The sequence below is a fragment of the Ureibacillus terrenus genome (assembly GCF_006569205.1).
GTDB lineage: Bacteria > Bacillota > Bacilli > Bacillales_A > Planococcaceae > Ureibacillus > Ureibacillus terrenus.
Genome location: NZ_VIGD01000002.1, coordinates 83508 through 99863, shown reverse-complemented (window position 1 = coordinate 99863; position 16356 = coordinate 83508). Strand labels below are relative to the sequence as shown.

At 46.5% G+C, this 16356-nt stretch carries 15 protein-coding genes and 1 tRNA gene; 2 read left to right on the top strand and 14 right to left on the bottom strand.

Features of this window, described 5'->3' with window-relative positions; all coding sequences use genetic code 11:
• Positions 1–16: 16 nt before the first annotated feature.
• The 3 genes from FKZ59_RS02495 to FKZ59_RS02485 all read right to left on the bottom strand — a co-directional run bounded on the left by FKZ59_RS02495 (position 17) and on the right by FKZ59_RS02485 (position 3250).
• Complete coding sequence (locus tag FKZ59_RS02495; RefSeq protein WP_141601155.1) at positions 17–958, bottom strand: tetratricopeptide repeat protein; 942 nt, start codon at positions 956–958, stop codon at positions 17–19.
• A gap of 124 nt (positions 959–1082) precedes the next feature.
• The gene (locus tag FKZ59_RS02490) at positions 1083–2600 is read right to left on the bottom strand and encodes a succinate CoA transferase (protein WP_141601154.1); all 1518 of its coding nucleotides are present in this window, start codon (positions 2598–2600) and stop codon (positions 1083–1085) included.
• A 470-nt stretch (positions 2601–3070) separates the two neighbouring features.
• Positions 3071–3250 carry a hypothetical protein gene (locus FKZ59_RS02485; RefSeq protein ID WP_141601153.1) on the bottom strand — a complete coding sequence of 60 codons (180 nt, stop codon included), beginning with the start codon at positions 3248–3250 and terminating at the stop codon, positions 3071–3073.
• Between the two features lie 227 nt (positions 3251–3477).
• On the opposite strand from FKZ59_RS02485, the gene FKZ59_RS02480 reads away from it, so the two are divergent.
• A tRNA-Ala gene (locus tag FKZ59_RS02480) sits at positions 3478–3550 on the top strand.
• Positions 3551–3609: 59 nt separating this feature from the next.
• Here FKZ59_RS02480 and FKZ59_RS02475 read toward each other — a convergent pair.
• The 8 genes from FKZ59_RS02475 to FKZ59_RS02440 form a co-directional block, all read right to left on the bottom strand.
• The gene (locus tag FKZ59_RS02475) at positions 3610–4176 is read right to left on the bottom strand and encodes an NUDIX hydrolase (RefSeq protein WP_141601152.1); all 567 of its coding nucleotides are present in this window, start codon (positions 4174–4176) and stop codon (positions 3610–3612) included.
• 228 nt (positions 4177–4404) lie between these two features.
• Positions 4405–4944, bottom strand: a complete 540-nt coding sequence (locus FKZ59_RS02470; protein WP_141601151.1) for an acyl-CoA thioesterase — start codon at positions 4942–4944, stop codon at positions 4405–4407.
• A 299-nt stretch (positions 4945–5243) separates the two neighbouring features.
• Positions 5244–6710 carry a GGDEF domain-containing protein gene (locus FKZ59_RS02465; RefSeq protein WP_141601150.1) on the bottom strand — a complete coding sequence of 489 codons (1467 nt, stop codon included), beginning with the start codon at positions 6708–6710 and terminating at the stop codon, positions 5244–5246.
• A gap of 281 nt (positions 6711–6991) precedes the next feature.
• The gene (locus FKZ59_RS02460; protein WP_141601149.1) at positions 6992–7519 is read right to left on the bottom strand and encodes a chromate transporter; all 528 of its coding nucleotides are present in this window, start codon (positions 7517–7519) and stop codon (positions 6992–6994) included.
• Positions 7516–8070, bottom strand: a complete 555-nt coding sequence (locus tag FKZ59_RS02455; RefSeq protein ID WP_141601148.1) for a chromate transporter — start codon at positions 8068–8070, stop codon at positions 7516–7518. The genes FKZ59_RS02460 and FKZ59_RS02455 overlap by 4 nt, the downstream gene beginning before the upstream one ends.
• A 335-nt stretch (positions 8071–8405) precedes the next feature.
• Positions 8406–10040, bottom strand: a complete 1635-nt coding sequence (gene ggt / locus FKZ59_RS02450; protein ID WP_141601147.1) for a gamma-glutamyltransferase — start codon at positions 10038–10040, stop codon at positions 8406–8408.
• 517 nt (positions 10041–10557) lie between these two features.
• Positions 10558–11187 (bottom strand): ECF transporter S component, encoded by a 630-nt coding sequence (locus FKZ59_RS02445; protein WP_141601146.1) that lies wholly within the window; start codon positions 11185–11187, stop codon positions 10558–10560.
• Positions 11188–11396: 209 nt separating this feature from the next.
• Positions 11397–12923, bottom strand: coding sequence for a CoA-acylating methylmalonate-semialdehyde dehydrogenase (locus FKZ59_RS02440; RefSeq protein WP_141601145.1), 1527 nt, complete (start codon positions 12921–12923; stop codon positions 11397–11399).
• A 266-nt stretch (positions 12924–13189) separates the two neighbouring features.
• On the opposite strand from FKZ59_RS02440, the gene FKZ59_RS02435 reads away from it, so the two are divergent.
• Positions 13190–14086: an Rpn family recombination-promoting nuclease/putative transposase gene (locus FKZ59_RS02435; protein ID WP_141601144.1), complete on the top strand. Its 897-nt coding sequence runs from the start codon at positions 13190–13192 to the stop codon at positions 14084–14086.
• An 81-nt stretch (positions 14087–14167) separates the two neighbouring features.
• Here FKZ59_RS02435 and FKZ59_RS14830 read toward each other — a convergent pair whose 3' ends face one another.
• From FKZ59_RS14830 to FKZ59_RS02420, 3 genes are all read right to left on the bottom strand, one after another.
• The gene (locus FKZ59_RS14830; protein ID WP_220125027.1) at positions 14168–14527 is read right to left on the bottom strand and encodes a methyltransferase family protein; all 360 of its coding nucleotides are present in this window, start codon (positions 14525–14527) and stop codon (positions 14168–14170) included.
• A 250-nt stretch (positions 14528–14777) separates the two neighbouring features.
• Positions 14778–15410 (bottom strand): GyrI-like domain-containing protein, encoded by a 633-nt coding sequence (locus tag FKZ59_RS02425; protein ID WP_141601143.1) that lies wholly within the window; start codon positions 15408–15410, stop codon positions 14778–14780.
• 33 nt (positions 15411–15443) lie between these two features.
• Positions 15444–16322, bottom strand: a complete 879-nt coding sequence (locus tag FKZ59_RS02420) for a fructosamine kinase family protein (RefSeq protein ID WP_408057427.1) — start codon at positions 16320–16322, stop codon at positions 15444–15446.
• Between the last annotated feature and the right edge of the window lie 34 nt (positions 16323–16356).

The window sequence follows — 16356 nt, the reverse complement described above, 5'->3', positions numbered from 1 at the left end:
TGTATCTTGTATCTGGTCATCTCCGCTGCCTGATGTACCCCTGATACTCCGGATTCCCGTGGCGCTTGCATCCGAACAGGTAACATCCGCCCGTAAAATGCGGTTCGAACTCCAGTTTCGGCACATACCCCGACAGAATCCGCCCTTTCAATTGTCTATAATAGTTGTACTCTTTTGTGTAGTTGTCGATGGCATCATTCTTTTGTTCCTGTGTCCAGTTTTCGCTCACTTCTTCTTGGGAAATTTCCTCAATGGCCCTGTTTGTATTTTCCATCGCTTCCTGGATGACTTCATCCAGCCGGGAAATGCGGTCCAGCTTGTACAAAGCATAGGCGAACCGTCCAATCCAATAAGGGCTGTACGTATAGACATTGTATCCTTTTTCGAACCAGCGGACCGCTTCGACATAGTATTCCAGGTCGAGATACAAATCCGCTATTTCAATCGCTCCTATATGGTCATCCGTATCATGGTCGATGATTCGGAAACGGTCCAATTTTTCTTTCGCTTCCTTTGTCCGGCCGAGGTCAACCAGGCACTTGATGTGGCTGTACATGGCAATGTTCGAATTTTCCGCCGCCTGCAAGTAGTATTTGGCGGCCAATTCCAATTCTCCCAGTTTGTAATAAACGGCAGCCAAATTTTTGATGGCTTCTTTGGATGGTTGTATGGAAAGGGATTTCTTCAATGCCGCTTCCGCTTCTTTCCAAAGTTCCTTTTTGATGAAGACTTCCCCCAGGATATTGTAGGGAAAATATGATGCAGGATCCATTTCGACCGCTTCCTTTATCAATTCGAAAGCCCGGTCGACATCTTCTTCCTCATAAAGGTACATCCAGGCCAGGTTGTTCAAGGACTGTACATCTCTGCTCTCCTCCACTGCCTGATGAAACAGTTCCAAGGATTTTCTCGTCTCATTCCGCTCATACAGCTCAATCGCTTTTTCATTCGTGATCAACTAAGTCCCCCCAAATCATGTTTGATCAAACGCAACATTCTTCCATCCTCTTATCTGGAATTGATTCTTTTTGGATATAAAAAGGGTTACGTTGTCTGATACGTAACCCTTTTCCATCTTTACCTTATTTTACTTTTTCTTCTTCAAAAAGCATAGTCCCTTTTTCTTTCAAATTTGTGTGGAAAGAGAACGCTTTTTCGAGAATATGCGGTGTTTGTCCGCCCACTTTCGCTTTTGCTTCTTCAAAGTATGCACGCAATTGCGGTCTGTACGTCGGATGGGCGATTTCGATGATTTTTTCCGCTCTCTTCACCGGAGGCAATCCGCGAAGATCCGCATAGCCTTGTTCTGTGATGATGACATCCACATCGTGCTCAGTATGGTCGATATGGGATACGAATGGCACAATCGCCGAAATTTTTCCGCCTTTCGCCAAAGAAGGCGTTACGAAAATCGTGATTCGTGCGTTGCGCGCAAAGTCTCCGGAACCGCCGATACCGTTCATGATGTGAGTTCCGCTCACGTGAGTGGAGTTGACGTTTCCGTAGATGTCCACTTCCAGCGCAGTGTTGAATGAGATGACGCCCAATCGGCGGATGACTTCAGGATTGTTGGAAATTTCCTGAGGTCTGAACATGATTTTGTCTTTATATTTTTCCAAGTCTTCAGCCAAGGAATCCACGCGTTTCTTGGAAAGGGACAATGCTGTTCCTGTCGCGAATTTTACAATGCCCGCGTCAATCAAATCAAAGATTCCGTCCTGCAATACTTCGGAGTGCACTTCCACATCTCTGAATTGGGCATCTTTCATGTTTTTGAGAACGGCGTTGGCAACGGAACCTACCCCTGATTGTAATGGAGCCAATGAAATCGGCAATCTTCCCTCTTCCACTTCTTTGTTCAGGAAGTCGATCAGATGGTCGGCGATCGCCTGAGTTTCTTCGTTTGGCTCAAACAATGGGGAAGGAATGTCAGGCTGTTCGGACAAAATAACGCCTCTTACTTTGTCAGGATCTACACGGATCCCGATTTCGCCAATGCGGTCGGATACGTTGTAAATCGGAATTTCGCCGCGTTCTCCCTGATCCTTTTGAATGTAAATGTCATGAATGCCTTCATATGCCTTTGGCGCAGTCAAGTTCACTTCAATGATAACGTTTTCGGCTTTTTCGACAAAAATCGGAGAGTTTCCGACAGAACCCGTTGGAATGATCAGGCCATCCTCCGTAATGGCGGCCGCTTCGATGATCGCATAATCGATTTTTCCTAAAGTGCCTTTACGGATTTCCTCCGCCATGTGGGACAAATGCTGGTCAATATAATACATTTCGCCGTCATTGATTTTTTTGCGCATTACCGGATTCGCCTGATAAGGAACGCGCAAGTTCACGATTCCCGCTTCGGCCATTGCCTGGTCGGCTGCAGGTCCCAATGAAGCCCCTGTATAAACATTGACTTTGAATTTTTCTTTTTTGCCGCGTTCTGACAAAGCTCTTGGGAACTCCTTCGGTTCACCGAACAATGTGAAACCGCTCATGCCGAGGTTCATGCCGTCCTGGATCCAGGAAGCCGCTTCTTCGGCAGATACGATTTTGTCCAAGAATGCTTTGTTTCTGATTTTTTCGCTTATGATTTTTTCCATCAACAAGTCACCTCGTATATTTTGGTTTTCTTCGATTCAAGAATATTTAGAAAAAAGAGGCAATGGAATTCTTTCAACCAGGATTGGGATCTATATTAGGATTATTGACAGTATACAAACCCTTTAAGCCTAATTGTAAAGAGGAATGTCAAGTTCGTCTAATAAAAGATTTCTATGATTATAATAGAAAAAAACTATCATTATACAGAAATAATTGATTTTCATGCGTTTCTCCTATTTTTAATAAATACGGTAATCCTTTGGGATAAGGCAGAAATGATCGGTGGAAAGGAAAATAAAGGACCGGATCTTCTGAACGCAATTAAAAGGCATATGCGGCTTTAAAGACTGATTAAACGGCCCCCTGCTTCCGATAATCAACCGTCCATCGGCATACAAAAGAGGCGTTCCCGCAGAATGCGGAAACGCGCGCAATAGTTAAAGAAGAAACTATTTTATTTTTGCGATTATTAATCCCGCCACAATATAAGCTTTTTCGCCGCCTTCGTTTCCCCAAACAGCGCTTTATTGTTGGCAACCTGCTTGATCGTTTCCAAAACTTCTTGGGCAAATCCCATTTCCTTTGCCATTTCATCACTTATGATGTCATTTTGCTTTTTAGCCATTTCGGACAGTTTTTTCAGATTCATGCAACACCACTTGTCAAATAGTTTTCCTTGCAATATTTCGGCAACGAAAGGCGATTCCCTTCTTCAAGCTGATGCTTGCAAGGCGTCTTTGCTTATTTCTTGGCGCCGGCATTCTTGACACATCCTAATGTATTGCTATAAAATACTGACAGACTGTCCTATATTAAATTTCCGCTTGCAAGAAGGCCAAACGGTTTCAAGTATTGGCCAAAACATTGAGATATTACGGGGCATTAGCACAGCTGGGAGTGCGCTACGCTGGCAGCGTAGAGGTCGCCGGTTCGAGTCCGGTATGCTCCATAGCAAAACAAAAAGAACCGCATCCTGCAATGCGGTTCTTTTTGTTTTTCCATCGCGCATCATTTTTCTTTCAATAAATGCAGTTTTTCATTCAGCTTCCGGTAAACCACCTGCAAATCCCGCTCCGTGCTCGCCTCCACCGCTTCATCCAACGGAAACCACTTGATATCGCTGTTTTCGTCCGGTTTGATGCAAAGCGTTTCCCCTTCATCGGCTTCCAGCAAAAAGGTCGCATTCAGATGCACATGGGTGGCGATATGCCGGCCGTGTTTCTCATGGGCGGCCACCCCCAAAATTTCAATGGAAAAGATGTCGTCCATTACGGGCACGACTTCCTTCAATCCGGTTTCCTCTTTCGCTTCCCTGATGGCCACCCTCAACAAATCGGCATCCCCGTCCGCATGCCCCCCTGTCCACGACCAGGACTGGTAAATGTTGTGGTAGATCATCAGCACCTTTGTGCGGTCTTTGTTGACAATCCAGGCGGAAGCCGTGAAATGGGCGAATTCATTGTCGCGGGTCAATAGATTGTCGAATGTGTCCATATAGCGGAGGATGAGCTCTTTGTCCTTTGCTTCCTGCGCATTATATGGCACGAAGCTTTCGATTTGCTGCCGCAGATTCATGAGAGTTGCTCCTTTATTCCATGTATTTTGATATGGATGAAATATGTATTTCATACCTCATACAAAAAGTATAGGAGCAAAGCCGCCCGAAATTCAAACGACGGAACTCTAAAGACGCATCATTTCGGGCGGGAGTGCGGCACACAGCCGCTCAATTGAAAAGGCCGGACCTGTCGCCCGGCCTTCAGTTTTCCTGAAAATCCCCTCACTGGCATAACGTTTTCCGGCTTATTTATTGGAGTACTCCATAATCACTTTTGGAGATGTGCTATGCTCCTTCAAGTATGAAACGATTTCCTTGTTGACGGCTATTTTTTGCTTCCTTAGCGCCGCGCGCATTTGCGCCTGTTGATGCAGGTACTTCTCTTCCGCGGTTTCCGGAATCACCTTTGGCACAGGGGTCGGTTTTTTGTTTTCATCCAGGGCGACAAAGGTGAAATAGGCAATTGCCGCAATTTTGGATTCGCCTGTGCGCAGGTTTTCCGCATGCACTTTGATGAAGATTTCCATGGAACTCCGGTTGGTCCATGTAACAAAAGATTCGAAGCAGACCGCTTCCTGTGGCCTGATCGGATGCAAAAATTCAACCGCATCCACCGAAACGGTTACGCATTCCCTCCGGCTATGTTTTGCGGCGGAAATCGAAGCCACCTGGTCCATGTCGCTCAGCAGACGTCCGCCAAACATCGTATTGTGGTTGTTGAAGTCGTTGGGAAAAACCCTGCTTGAACGCAATACCCTTGATTCGCTGCAAAATTTGGCTTCCATATGTCCTCCTCCTTCTCTTTGGCAAGCATGGGATAATAGAGGGCGCGGAAAAAATCCAAATCCTCTTCTGTTTAAAAAAGTTCAATATCAATCCGGAGCTTGAAAAACCTGTTGATCCCCTGCTTTTTCATTTCTTCGAATCCATGGACATGGACCCGTCAATCAAAATAAAAAAATATTAATAGAAATCTTATGCTGCACACGCCTTTTTTATTACTTGGATCAAACGGGTTCCGCCATAAAAAAACCGGGCGCCTTTCCGTTTTCAGACGCCCGTTCCGTATCGTGGTCTTCTTTTCTCAGGATTGTTCGGATTGAAAGATGGAATATTGCCCTCTTCCTTTTTTCTTTGCCATATATAAAGCCGCGTCCGCTTTCTTGCAAAGCAGGTTTTTGTCGTCGCCGTCGTCCGGATAGAAAGAAATGCCGATGCTTGCCGAAACGCCAAGATTATAGATATCCTCATTTTTTCTAACAAATTCGTTGATTTTTTCAATGATGCTTTGCGCCAATTCTTTCGCTTCTTCCGGCGTCGTCGAATTCACCACCACCACGAATTCGTCCCCTCCGTAGCGGTAGACCACCCCTTTCCGTGATATGGTTCTGTGGATGATGTGCGCCACTTGTTTCAACAGCGCGTCTCCTTTATGATGCCCCCGGATGTCATTCACTTCTTTGAAATGGTCCAGGTCAATCATGAAGAAGGCCGTCTTCTTTCCGTTTTTCGCTTTGACCGTCGATAATAATTCATCGAAAGCGGACCGGTTGGAAAGCCCTGTCAATCGGTCATGGTAAGCCAGATACATCGGTCTTGCAATGGCGAAGGAAAGCACCAGAACAAAGCTCAGAATAATGAACAGCTGGATCAGGAACATTTTTTTATATTGGCCGAGATTTTCGCTCCAAACGTTTTTGTCGTAAATGATTTCAATGACTTTGTTTTCCGCGAAATCTTCATCATAGGCCGAATCATAATAAACATAGCGGTAAGTGGCCGGTTTCCCTTTCCATTCGCCCTCAATTTCCTTTGTTTCCTTTGATGCCAAAGCCGCTTCGAAGGCTTTCCTTTGTTCCATCGTCAGTTTCCTGTCTGATGCGGATTTCCCAAACGTCAACCCGCCGATATTTAAAATATGTATGTCATAAATATAAGGGTACAATTTTTTCAGCTCATCGATCGTTTGAAAAAAGTTGAATGTGTCGAATACAATGTTTTCATTCAGCGAGTAGCCCAATTCAATCAAATATTTTTTATCAGGGGTGGCCATATAGCTGTATTTTTTCAGTTCCCCCGTTTTCTGCTCTATATCCATGGCCTCGTGGAAAAATTCCCCGGAATCTCTCCGGTAATCCAATAAGTAGGCCAGCTTCTTGCAGCATTCATCAAAATCCAATCCAATATCTTCCGGAAAACTGCTGTGGGTGATGACGTTATCCTGGTCGATGATGTATATGTGCATGCCGATTTCTTTATATAATTCTTCGAAATCCCATTCATCAAAATTGGGATTTTTTTTATATTTTTCAATCAGCCTCAAAGAATAATTATGCATTTCTGACGCGGTGTTGTAATCGAGCAGCCCCATGGCCTTTTCGAACGTTTCGATCGAATTTTTGATCGTCCCTTCAATCCGATGAAATATCAACCGGTTTTCCTCGATCGTCTGATCCCTCAGCTTGATATAATTGATGATTGCGATGAACGCGCTGCTTAGTATGGAAAAAACAACAATTCCCACGATGATTTTGCCCCGTAAATTATTCATTGAACCACCACATACCCGATGAAATTCTATCACAATCTTTTTGTTCCGATAATAAAGTCATATTTTTAACAGTGTGATTATAATTATATACAACGAAAACTTCATTTGAAATGGAACCATTAGATAATTTTTTTACCCTTTAAACCTATTTTTTATAGAGGGACACGACTTTATCCCTATTAAAATTCTAATTTATACTATTTTTACCTTTTAAATGGAAAAAATAGAAATCAAATTCGTTCGGGGCCATGCCGGCAATTCAGCCCCCATTCCGGCGAAATTTAAAGAAAAATTCCGCCAATTGCCAGACCCGTCATCACCACAAAGACGGGGTGGATTTTCAGCTTTTCGAGGGCGACATACGCCCCGGCAATGAGCAGCATCGTCGCCAGCAATCCGATTATATCAAGGGAGGTCTTCATAAAATCAAAAGTCATTTCCGCAAGCAGCACCGCAATCGCCGGAAGCACAAAACCCGACAGGCGCTTTACCCTTGGGGATTGGCGGTAGCGATACAAAATATTGAGCAAAACCAGCATGGCCAACAGGGATGGGCCCACCGTCGCAAACAAGGCGACCATCGCTCCAAAAATCCCTCCAACTTCATAGCCGATGCAACCCGCCATTTTGGTCGCAATCGGGCCGGGCAAGGAATTCCCCAATGCCAATGCCTCGCTGAATTCCGCCGTCGTCATCCAGCCGTATTTGTCCACGACTTCATGCTCGATTAACGGGATGGAAGCAGGTCCTCCGCCATAACCCAATATTCCGGGATAGAAAAATGCCCAAAACAATTGCAAATAAATCATTCATCTTTCCCCTCTTTTTTTGCGGGCAGAAGCAATGCGGCAAGAAACAGTATGGCAATGATGACGCCCGGATGAAGTCCGATGACGAACATGCCGGCGAACGAAGCGGCGAAAATGAATCCGCCCGCTTTCCAGCCCAGGGATTTCTTCGATTTTTTCAGGAAGTCCCAAGTGAGCAGCCCCAGCATGACGGTTACAACCGGAACGACCCCGTTCGTCATCCCTTTGACGAAATCAAAATCTTTTAATTGTTTAAGAGCAGCCAGGAAAAGAATCATCAACAGGACCGTCGGAAGGACGGAGGCGATCAGGGCGTTGATGAGGCCAATCCAGCCGCCTGTCCGATATCCGATGTATCCGGCCATTTTTGTGATGATGGGGCCTGGCAGGGTGTTGCCGATGGCCAGCACTTCCGCGAACTCTTCATCGGTCATCATTTGAAAAGTATCGACCACTTCTTTTTTGACAAGAGGGATTGCGGAAGGCCCTCCGCCAAATCCCAATATGCCCGAACGGAAAAAGGCAACAAAGATTTCCTTCTGGCTTGCCATGATTCATCCCCTTTCCGCGCAATCCCGCATTTGCATATTCAATGATAAACGCTGTCCAAAGCCTTTTCCTTTATATAAGTCCGGCAAAGAATCTGTTTTTTCATGCACAAAACATCCAGATATGGTGAATATTGCATTATTTGGCAGATAATTAGTATACCATAAACCTTTAATAAAACCTTTCTTTTTAAAAGAAAAGTATTGTTATAAATTTTATCAATTTTATTTTGGCAGAAATTTCAGTTTTTGTGAACAAAAAAACATTCCCGCCAAGAGGCGCAGGGAATGTCTTTTTGAATCTGTTCCAATTTGAGAAGCTGTCATCGGCATGTCTGTCAATATCCGAGGGCCATCCCGTCGCCGCGTGGATCGGCTCCTCCATATTTGACTCCTTTTTCATCAATATAAATCGCGCCGGCGTGGCCCATCAATTCCGTCAGCTCTTCCACCGCTTCCACAACATGACCGTACCGCTCCAACTCTCTCCTCACTTTTTCCGGAATGCGGCTTTCCACTTTCAGCGTATTGGAATCGGCCCCCCAGGTGCGCCCGTAAAGAAATCTCGGGGCCTCAATGGCTTCCTGCACGTTCATGCCGTAATCAATGATGCGCGTGGCAAGCAGGGCCTGCGTCTGCGGCTGTCCTTCGCCGCCCATTGTTCCGTATATAAGGACAGGCCGCCCGTTCTTCATCATCATGGCGGAATTGAGCGTATGGAAGGATCGTTTCCGCGGCTTCAGTGAATTCACATGCTTTTCATCAAGCGAAAAAAAGCATCCCCGGTTTTGCAACAAAACCCCCGTTCCTTCCGGGATGAAGGCCGACCCGAATTCATGGTAGATGCTCTGGATGCAGGAAACCGCGTTGCCTTCTTCATCCACCGCCGCAAACCATACCGTATCCCCTTTCGGATCCATTGCAGGCAATGTTCCGGCATTCGAATGGTTCCTGATTTTTTCCGCATAAGCCGCTCCCCGTTCCGGGCTGAGCAAGTCCCCGACCGGAATGTGGATGAATGCCGGATCCGTCAAATATTTGTCCCGGTCCCGGAAAGCATGTTTGACGGCCTCCGTCAACACGTGATAATACATTGCGGAGCCTTCCTCAATCTCCTCCATATTAAAGTGGTTTAATATGTTCAGGATGGACAGGGACGCGATTCCCTGCGTGTTGGGCGGAAGATTGTAGGCGATGCAGTCCCGATAAGGAACGGAAATGGGCTCCATCAGTTCGCTTGTATGATTCTTGAAATCATCCGTTGTCAGGAGGCCCCCGTGTTTTTGCAAATCTTCCACCATTCGTTCCGTCAGCTCACTGTCATAATAATAGTCCGCCCCATTCCGGGCAATCAGTTCCAGCGTGTTGGCCAAATCTTCCTGGATGAAGATATCGCCCACTTCATAAGGTTTGCCGTCCTTCAGGAAAATTCGGGCAAATTCTTCGAAACGCCCCAGCGCCCGAAAGGTGGAATCCTCTTCATCCAAATTGATTTTAGTCCAGCGGTGCTGGCTTGGCGTCACCGGGAAGCCTTCTTTTGCATATTGAACCGCTTGTTCGAGGAGATTGCCCCAAGATTTTGTGCTCCCCATTTTCTCTTGGCCGTAGCGGTAGGCCGTATCCCATCCGCGGACTGCCCCCGGCACCGTATTCGCCGCAAGGGGTCCCCGGGCAGGAATGGATTCGCAGCCTTGCGACCGATAAAATTCTATGGAAGCTTTTTCTCCGGATTTGCCGCTTCCGTTGATGGCCTTTATTTCCCCGTTTTTCGCATTATAGATGAGCCAAAAATTATCTCCCCCGATGCCGTTCATGTGGGGATACACCACCGCGATGGTCGAGGCCATCGCAATGGCCGCTTCAATCGCATTCCCTCCTTCTTTTAAAACGTAAAGGCCAGCCTGGGATGCCAAATAATGCGGCGAAGTCACCATGCCTTTCCTGGCCATTGTCGTCGCTCTGTATTGAACCATTGTTTATTTCCCCCTTTACGTTTCCCATCCCGTCTTGTCAGTTCCATTTTATTCTGTAATGGCGAAATTCGAAAGTTCCGCCGATTGCCGGGAACCCCGCAAGATGCGAGAAAATTCCTCATTTCAAACCTGACAAGCGTTTCGACAAATTGCAAGAAACTTGCATGGATGGCGTTTTTTATTCTCGCCTGAAATCAGCCAATTTCCCGGATTTGATGATCCATGCTTCGACAATCAAGGAAATTTCCTTTCTAAAATAAGACATTTCTCGGGAAATAATTCGAAAATTCATCTGTATTTCTACATTTTTTATAGTTCCTATAAAAAAAACGGAGAGGCCAGCCCGTTTGCATACGGCTGGCCTCTCCCTATCTATTCCTTCATTCATAACCACACGCAATTACATATTTTAATAGATTTTCTTCGACTTTCAAGTGATTCGCAATGAACATTGAAAATATTTGAATAACTTCTTCTGAAGCACTCGGATTTGCCTTGCAGGGAAATTTTTAATCAATTAGCCCGCCGGCTTATTCACAGCTTTCAACAGCGGAGGCACAACCAGCGCAGCGGCAAAAGCGGCCAGCGTCGCCTCCGCAATGCCATTTGTCAAAAACACCATAAAAATGGCAACCATAATGCCTGCCAGACTGTCCGCATTCACCGCTTTCGCATAAGCATCATGGAATATCACGGCAATGGAACCCATCACCAAAAAAGTATGCAAAACCGTTGTCAGCATGCCCGTCAGAAATAAGGACAATTTCTGATTGAAGCTCTTCGGCAATATTTTTTGGAAAAATTTGAAGAGATAATATGGGAGAATGCCGACGAGCACCCTTGGCACGATGGCAACAAACAGCGCCCATGGGCTGCCGTGGCTTGTCCCCAGCACCGGAATGGCCGGAGAGAAGGCAAAGGATAATAGGGTCGGCGCCATGGTATTTGTGACAATGCTGGATATTCCAAAGGCGAGCCCCAGAAAAGCCCCGATTCTGGGACCCAATAGAATGGATGCAATAATGATTGGAATATGAATAAGGGTTGCTTTGATGACACCTAAATGGATAAATCCTATTGGAGTTAGTGCAAATAATAAAATAATGGCCAAAAATACGGTTGTTAACGTAAATTCCCTGATTTTCATTCCGATCCCCCTTTTTTGGAGCAAAGCTCCCGTGTAGCGGTTATGGCATTGATGCCGTTACTATAAAATTTTCCCACGAATGCCCGGAGTTGTCATTACTAAATTTTGTTCCACCCGTCCCAAAACGAAAAGCCGTCCGGAAGGAAAATCCCTATCCGGACAGCCCTATTCATGCAATAGATGGCACCGGCATGTTCACGGCAAATCCATCATTTTGAACCGCCATCGCTCGGAAATGCGAAAGCCGCTTCGGTTTCGTCCCCGATTGCCAGCCATTTCTCGGAAATCGTTTTTCTTTTCGTGAAGAAATTCGCCTGTTCCGGCCCGAACATGACGCCCGTTCCGAAATTCGAGCGTTTCCAGCCGGCAAAGTTGTGGTAGCCCACCGGAATCGGAATCGGCACGTTGACTCCCACCATGCCCACTTCAATTTCATCCTGGAACTTGCGGGCGGCGGCTCCGTTATTGGTAAAGATCGTTACGCCGTTGCCGAGTTCGTGGGAGTTGATGATGCCAATCGCCTCCTGCAGGGAATCCGCCCGTACCACAATGCGGACCGGGCCGAATACTTCCTCTTTAAAAATTTCCATATCCGTTTTCACTTCATCCAACAAAGTTGGACCGAGGTAGAACCCGTTCGAGGTCTTTGCTATCTCCGGATTCCGGCCGTCCGTCACCAATTTTGCACCCTCGTCCAGAGCCCGTTCGATATAGCCGAGAATCGCTTCTTTCGATTCTTTTGAAATGACCGGTCCAAAATCCGTTTCATCATCCGTATACGGACCCACTTTCAGCTTCCCGATTTTATCCTTTAAAATCGCGACCAATTTGTCTCCTGTTTCTTTCCCCACCGGAATGACGCCGGACAGCGCCATGCAACGCTGGGAAGCCGCCCCATAAGCCGCTCCGATAAAGGCGTTCGCGGCCTGGTCCAGGTCCGTATCCGGCATGACAATCATGAAGTTTTTGCCTCCGCCGAGGGCCGCCACACGCTTATTGAATTTCGTGCCGGTTTGATAAACATACTCTGCCACACGGGTAGAACCGACGAAGTGGACGGCTTTCACCTCTTCGTTTTCAAGCAGTTCATCAACAGCCTCCTTGTCCCCGTTGATGACGGTCCATACTCCATCCGGCAGCCCGGCTTCTTTCCATAGTTTTGAAATGTACAGCGCCGAAATCGGCACTTTTTCGGAAGGTTTTAAAATCACGGCATTCCCTGTTGCCACTGCCATGCTCGTTTGGGCAAGGGGCACCATCACCGGAAAATTGAACGGCGAAATGGCGGCCACCACGCCAAGCGGATCTTTTCTGGAAAACATGTTGATTTCGCCGCCGACATTTACCGAATATTCCCCTTTGATCATGTGCGGCGCGTTGATCGCCAAATCGACGGATTCCAGACCGCGCTGGATTTCCCCCCGTGCGTCCCCCCTCGTTTTTCCGCTTTCCTCGCAAATGATTTCTATTAATTCATCCTGGTTTTCTTTCACCAATTGTCGGAACCGCTGCACAATTTCAGAACGTTTCCCCCCTGACAGCGACTTCCATTTCGGGAAAGCGTTTTTTGCCGATTCGATTGCCTGCCGGACCTCCTCCCTCGTTGCAAGAGGCACCCGTGCAATCACTTCCCCTGTGCAAGGATTGTAGACATGCGAATAGCGCCCGCTGGTGCCGGGCACCAATGCACCGTTAATAAAATGGTGCAATTCGCGTATTTTTTGTTCCACTGTCATACCATACACCCCTTGAAAAATTTTTTATTACATTAACATTTCCATCCATCGCTGTCCAGCTGTTTCCGTCTTTTCAGCATAAATGAAATGGAAAATAGAAGAAGATGGAAATATCATAGATAAATATCAACCTAACTTATCAGAATATATGGATTTAAAATGGGGAATCTTTCATGGACCCTCCCCTTTTTGTCCCGCTCCGTTGTCATAGCGTCCATCCATAAACGATAAAGTAGTGTTAGAAAAATCCTGACAGGGTGATCGGCTTGGACAACAATAGAAAAGCAGAACTTCAACAATGGATGGATCTGAAAATTGATGCCGCCTTCCAAATGGTAATCGCCGGGAAACAACATCCCAGCTTGGCGCCCACCTTTTTAAATGAAATTCTGAACCGGGAACCGGAGCAAAAAATTCAACGCATCTCCATGCCATCCGATTCCTTGGACGAAAACAATCCGGCGGAACCCGTTCATTTGATCGGCGTGGCAAAAGATGGCAAAAAACTGCATATATTGATCAACTTTTTGAACCGTTTCGATATCGTGAAACGCTCCCTTTATTACGCATCGAAATCCTATGCGGAACAAAACGACAACGATTTACATCCGGTCATTTGCATCAACTTTTTGAGCTATGAATTATTCAGCCAGACGGAAAGCTTTCACACGGTTTACCTGTTGGGGGAGCAGCATGCCGGCGACTTCCTCCGCGATGTCTTCGAATTGCACTTTATCGAATTCCCAAAATTAATCCGGGACTTTGAAGCGAAAAGAGCCGACCCTTGGAGCGACCCGAAGGCAAGATGGCTATTGCTGCTTGCAATCGTCGACCATCGCAATGGCAAGGTATACCATGACATATATAAAGAGCTGGATTTAATCTCTTTCAGGGATGACCATATTCGGGAGGCATTGCATCGATGGCGTACGCTAAGCCAATCGGAGAAGAAGATGGCCGTCTATGAAAAACGTCTGAAGCGGACGCTTGAAGAGGAAGTGGATGTGCGGAATGCAAAGCGGCGGGAAGATGAAGCCTTTCAAAAAGGAGCGAAAAAACAGCAAATGGAAATCGCGAAAAAAATGCTTGAGGAACAGATGGACATTCAATACATTTCAAAGATTACCGGTCTATCCCTGAAGGAAATCCAAGAACTGAGGTAATCGGAAGTCCGGCTCCTTTGAACCAAAAATCAAACGGGCATGGCAGTCCATGATTGACCTGCCATGCCCGAATCTGCAATCTCATAAATACCTGCTGACTTTTTTGCAGTACTCTTCGTACTCTTTTCCATAGATTTTTCTCAATGATGCTTCTTCCAGTTTCACTTGGCGGTTGAAAAGCCAGAATCCGGCAAAAGTGTACAACAATAAAATAAAGTTGGGCAGAATCAGGAATATCCCGGCCAATACCATTCCAAAGGCCGTATAAATGGGGTTGCGGCTAATCGCAAACGCTCCTGTTGTAACAAGTTTGCCGGGTTTTTCTTCGTCAATTCCGACTCTGAAACTTTCCCCGAACGAAATCAGGCTCCACACGAATAACATTAAACCCAGCATGCATAATGCGGCGCCAATCCAGGCGACAATCCCGTTATCAAACAATCAGGTTCCTAATTTCGGCAAATCGAATACTTCAGAAAAAACAATATAAAAATACAATAACGCAAATGGAGGTATCAGGAAATCCCTCTTATCCAGCTCTCCAAACCGGATTGCTTTGATTCCTTTTTTCCCCAAGCATTCTCGCGCGGATCACAACCAATACAATCAATGTAAGCAATGTGAAAATCGCAATATACCCCTGCACGAAAGCACCACCTTCTTTTGGGCCATAAGGGGACCAGTTCGGCGCCTACTCAATCTTCTCCACTTTAAACCTCAACACTGTTTTTAATTTTTCCGGCGCCGTTTTTCTCGGGTCGGAAATATAGATTTCTTTATGGGTTTTCTCTGCCCGTTTCAAATGGTTTTCCGCGCAGTACGCTTCCATCCGTTCAAAGGTTTTCCATTCATCGTCGTAACTGCCGAGATGCATTGCCTGCACACATAGTCCTTCCGTAATCGTTTCGAAATGAACTTGGTCCGCATCCAAATCCGGCTTTTTCTTCTTCACCGCATCCAGGGCATATTGGAACAGCTCTTCCGTCACAAAATCCGGCTGCCGGATCATCAATTTATAGACGAGATGGTTTTTTTTGTCGAGATAATCCTTTTTTCTTCCTTCTTCATCCAGATCCCAATGCCCTTCCAACGGGAACACCGTATATTCATAATACCCTTCCGGCGTCATCCCCTTTTTCGGCATCATCCGGATTGCATAGGATAAAGCGTAAAGCGTTTCGAAATGCTCCTGGAACGGCTGTCCGTTCGGATTGCCCTTGCCGTCAATCGTAAAATATTTCATCGGCGGCACATCGATGGTTACCGGATCTGTGCCGGGCAAGTAAAGCTCCTTCAACTGCTTTCTCCATTCAAATTTTCCCATTGTCACCACTCTTTTCCGAAGTAATATTTTATTCTAACCTGCATATTTCCTCAAAATCCTGTCCACGGCCGGACCATAGGACTCCCCGAACAAATTCAAATGCACCAATAAATAATACAGCTGATACAATTCTTTGCGGTCTTCGTATTCCGGCGGAAGCGGGAAGACCGATTCATACGCTTCGTAAAAACGGCGGGAAAAGCCTCCGAACAGCTCCGTAAAGGCCAGATCCATTTCGCGGTCGCCAAACAGGACGGCCGGATCGATCAAGTACGGATTTCCTCCCGGGCCCGGCATCCAGTTTCCTCCCCACAAATCGCCGTGCAGCAAACTGGATTTCGGAGTCCGTGGAATCCATTCATCCAGCCTTTCCATCAATTTCACCAGCCTCTTCTCCCGGGCTTGTCCGATTCTCCCGTTCGCCTTTCCCCGCTTCCATTGCCCGGCTAAACGGAAATCGCGGTAATATTCCACCCAATCGTCCATCAATCGGCTCTCTTGCGGCAGCTTTCCAATATAGCATTCCCCATCCAGTCCATAGCCTTCCGCATCGGCAAGATGGAGGGCTGCAAGTCTTTCACCCAATAACCGGTCCGTTTCATTCGTCCGTTCCCCTTCAATCCATTCCAGCCAAAGCATGGGGATTCCGTCGGCTTCCAGGCATCCGAGAACATCCGGCACATCGATGGTATTCGTCGCCCGGATCAGTTTCAGGCCCCGCTCTTCAAACTTGAAAAAGCCGAGTTTCATCTGCCGGTTCAGCTTGACGAAATATTCCTGTTCATTCGTCCGCACATAATAGGCCTGGTTGATATCTCCTCCGGAAACCGGATGAATTGCCTCCACCCTTTCTTCGGGAGAGATTTTGCGCAATCCTTTTGCAACCAATTGATTCACCGAAACCACCTTCATCCGTCGGATAAAAATTTGCACCCCCAAATGACAG

Bases quoted from the DNA above. Each gene is read 5' to 3' on its own strand.
- FKZ59_RS02490 (WP_141601154.1), bottom strand. From the start codon at position 2,600: ATGGAAAAAATCATAAGCGAAAAAATCAGAAACAAAGCATTCTTGGAC.
- FKZ59_RS02485 (WP_141601153.1), bottom strand. From the start codon at position 3,250: ATGAATCTGAAAAAACTGTCCGAAATGGCTAAAAAGCAAAATGACATC.
- FKZ59_RS02475 (WP_141601152.1), bottom strand. From the start codon at position 4,176: ATGAATCTGCGGCAGCAAATCGAAAGCTTCGTGCCATATAATGCGCAG.
- FKZ59_RS02470 (WP_141601151.1), bottom strand. From the start codon at position 4,944: ATGGAAGCCAAATTTTGCAGCGAATCAAGGGTATTGCGTTCAAGCAGG.
- FKZ59_RS02465 (WP_141601150.1), bottom strand. From the start codon at position 6,710: ATGAATAATTTACGGGGCAAAATCATCGTGGGAATTGTTGTTTTTTCC.
- FKZ59_RS02460 (WP_141601149.1), bottom strand. From the start codon at position 7,519: ATGATTTATTTGCAATTGTTTTGGGCATTTTTCTATCCCGGAATATTG.
- FKZ59_RS02455 (WP_141601148.1), bottom strand. From the start codon at position 8,070: ATGGCAAGCCAGAAGGAAATCTTTGTTGCCTTTTTCCGTTCGGGCATA.
- ggt (WP_141601147.1), bottom strand. From the start codon at position 10,040: ATGGTTCAATACAGAGCGACGACAATGGCCAGGAAAGGCATGGTGACT.
- FKZ59_RS02445 (WP_141601146.1), bottom strand. From the start codon at position 11,187: ATGAAAATCAGGGAATTTACGTTAACAACCGTATTTTTGGCCATTATT.
- FKZ59_RS02440 (WP_141601145.1), bottom strand. From the start codon at position 12,923: ATGACAGTGGAACAAAAAATACGCGAATTGCACCATTTTATTAACGGT.
- FKZ59_RS02425 (WP_141601143.1), bottom strand. From the start codon at position 15,410: ATGGGAAAATTTGAATGGAGAAAGCAGTTGAAGGAGCTTTACTTGCCC.
- FKZ59_RS02420 (WP_408057427.1), bottom strand. From the start codon at position 16,322: ATGAAGGTGGTTTCGGTGAATCAATTGGTTGCAAAAGGATTGCGCAAA.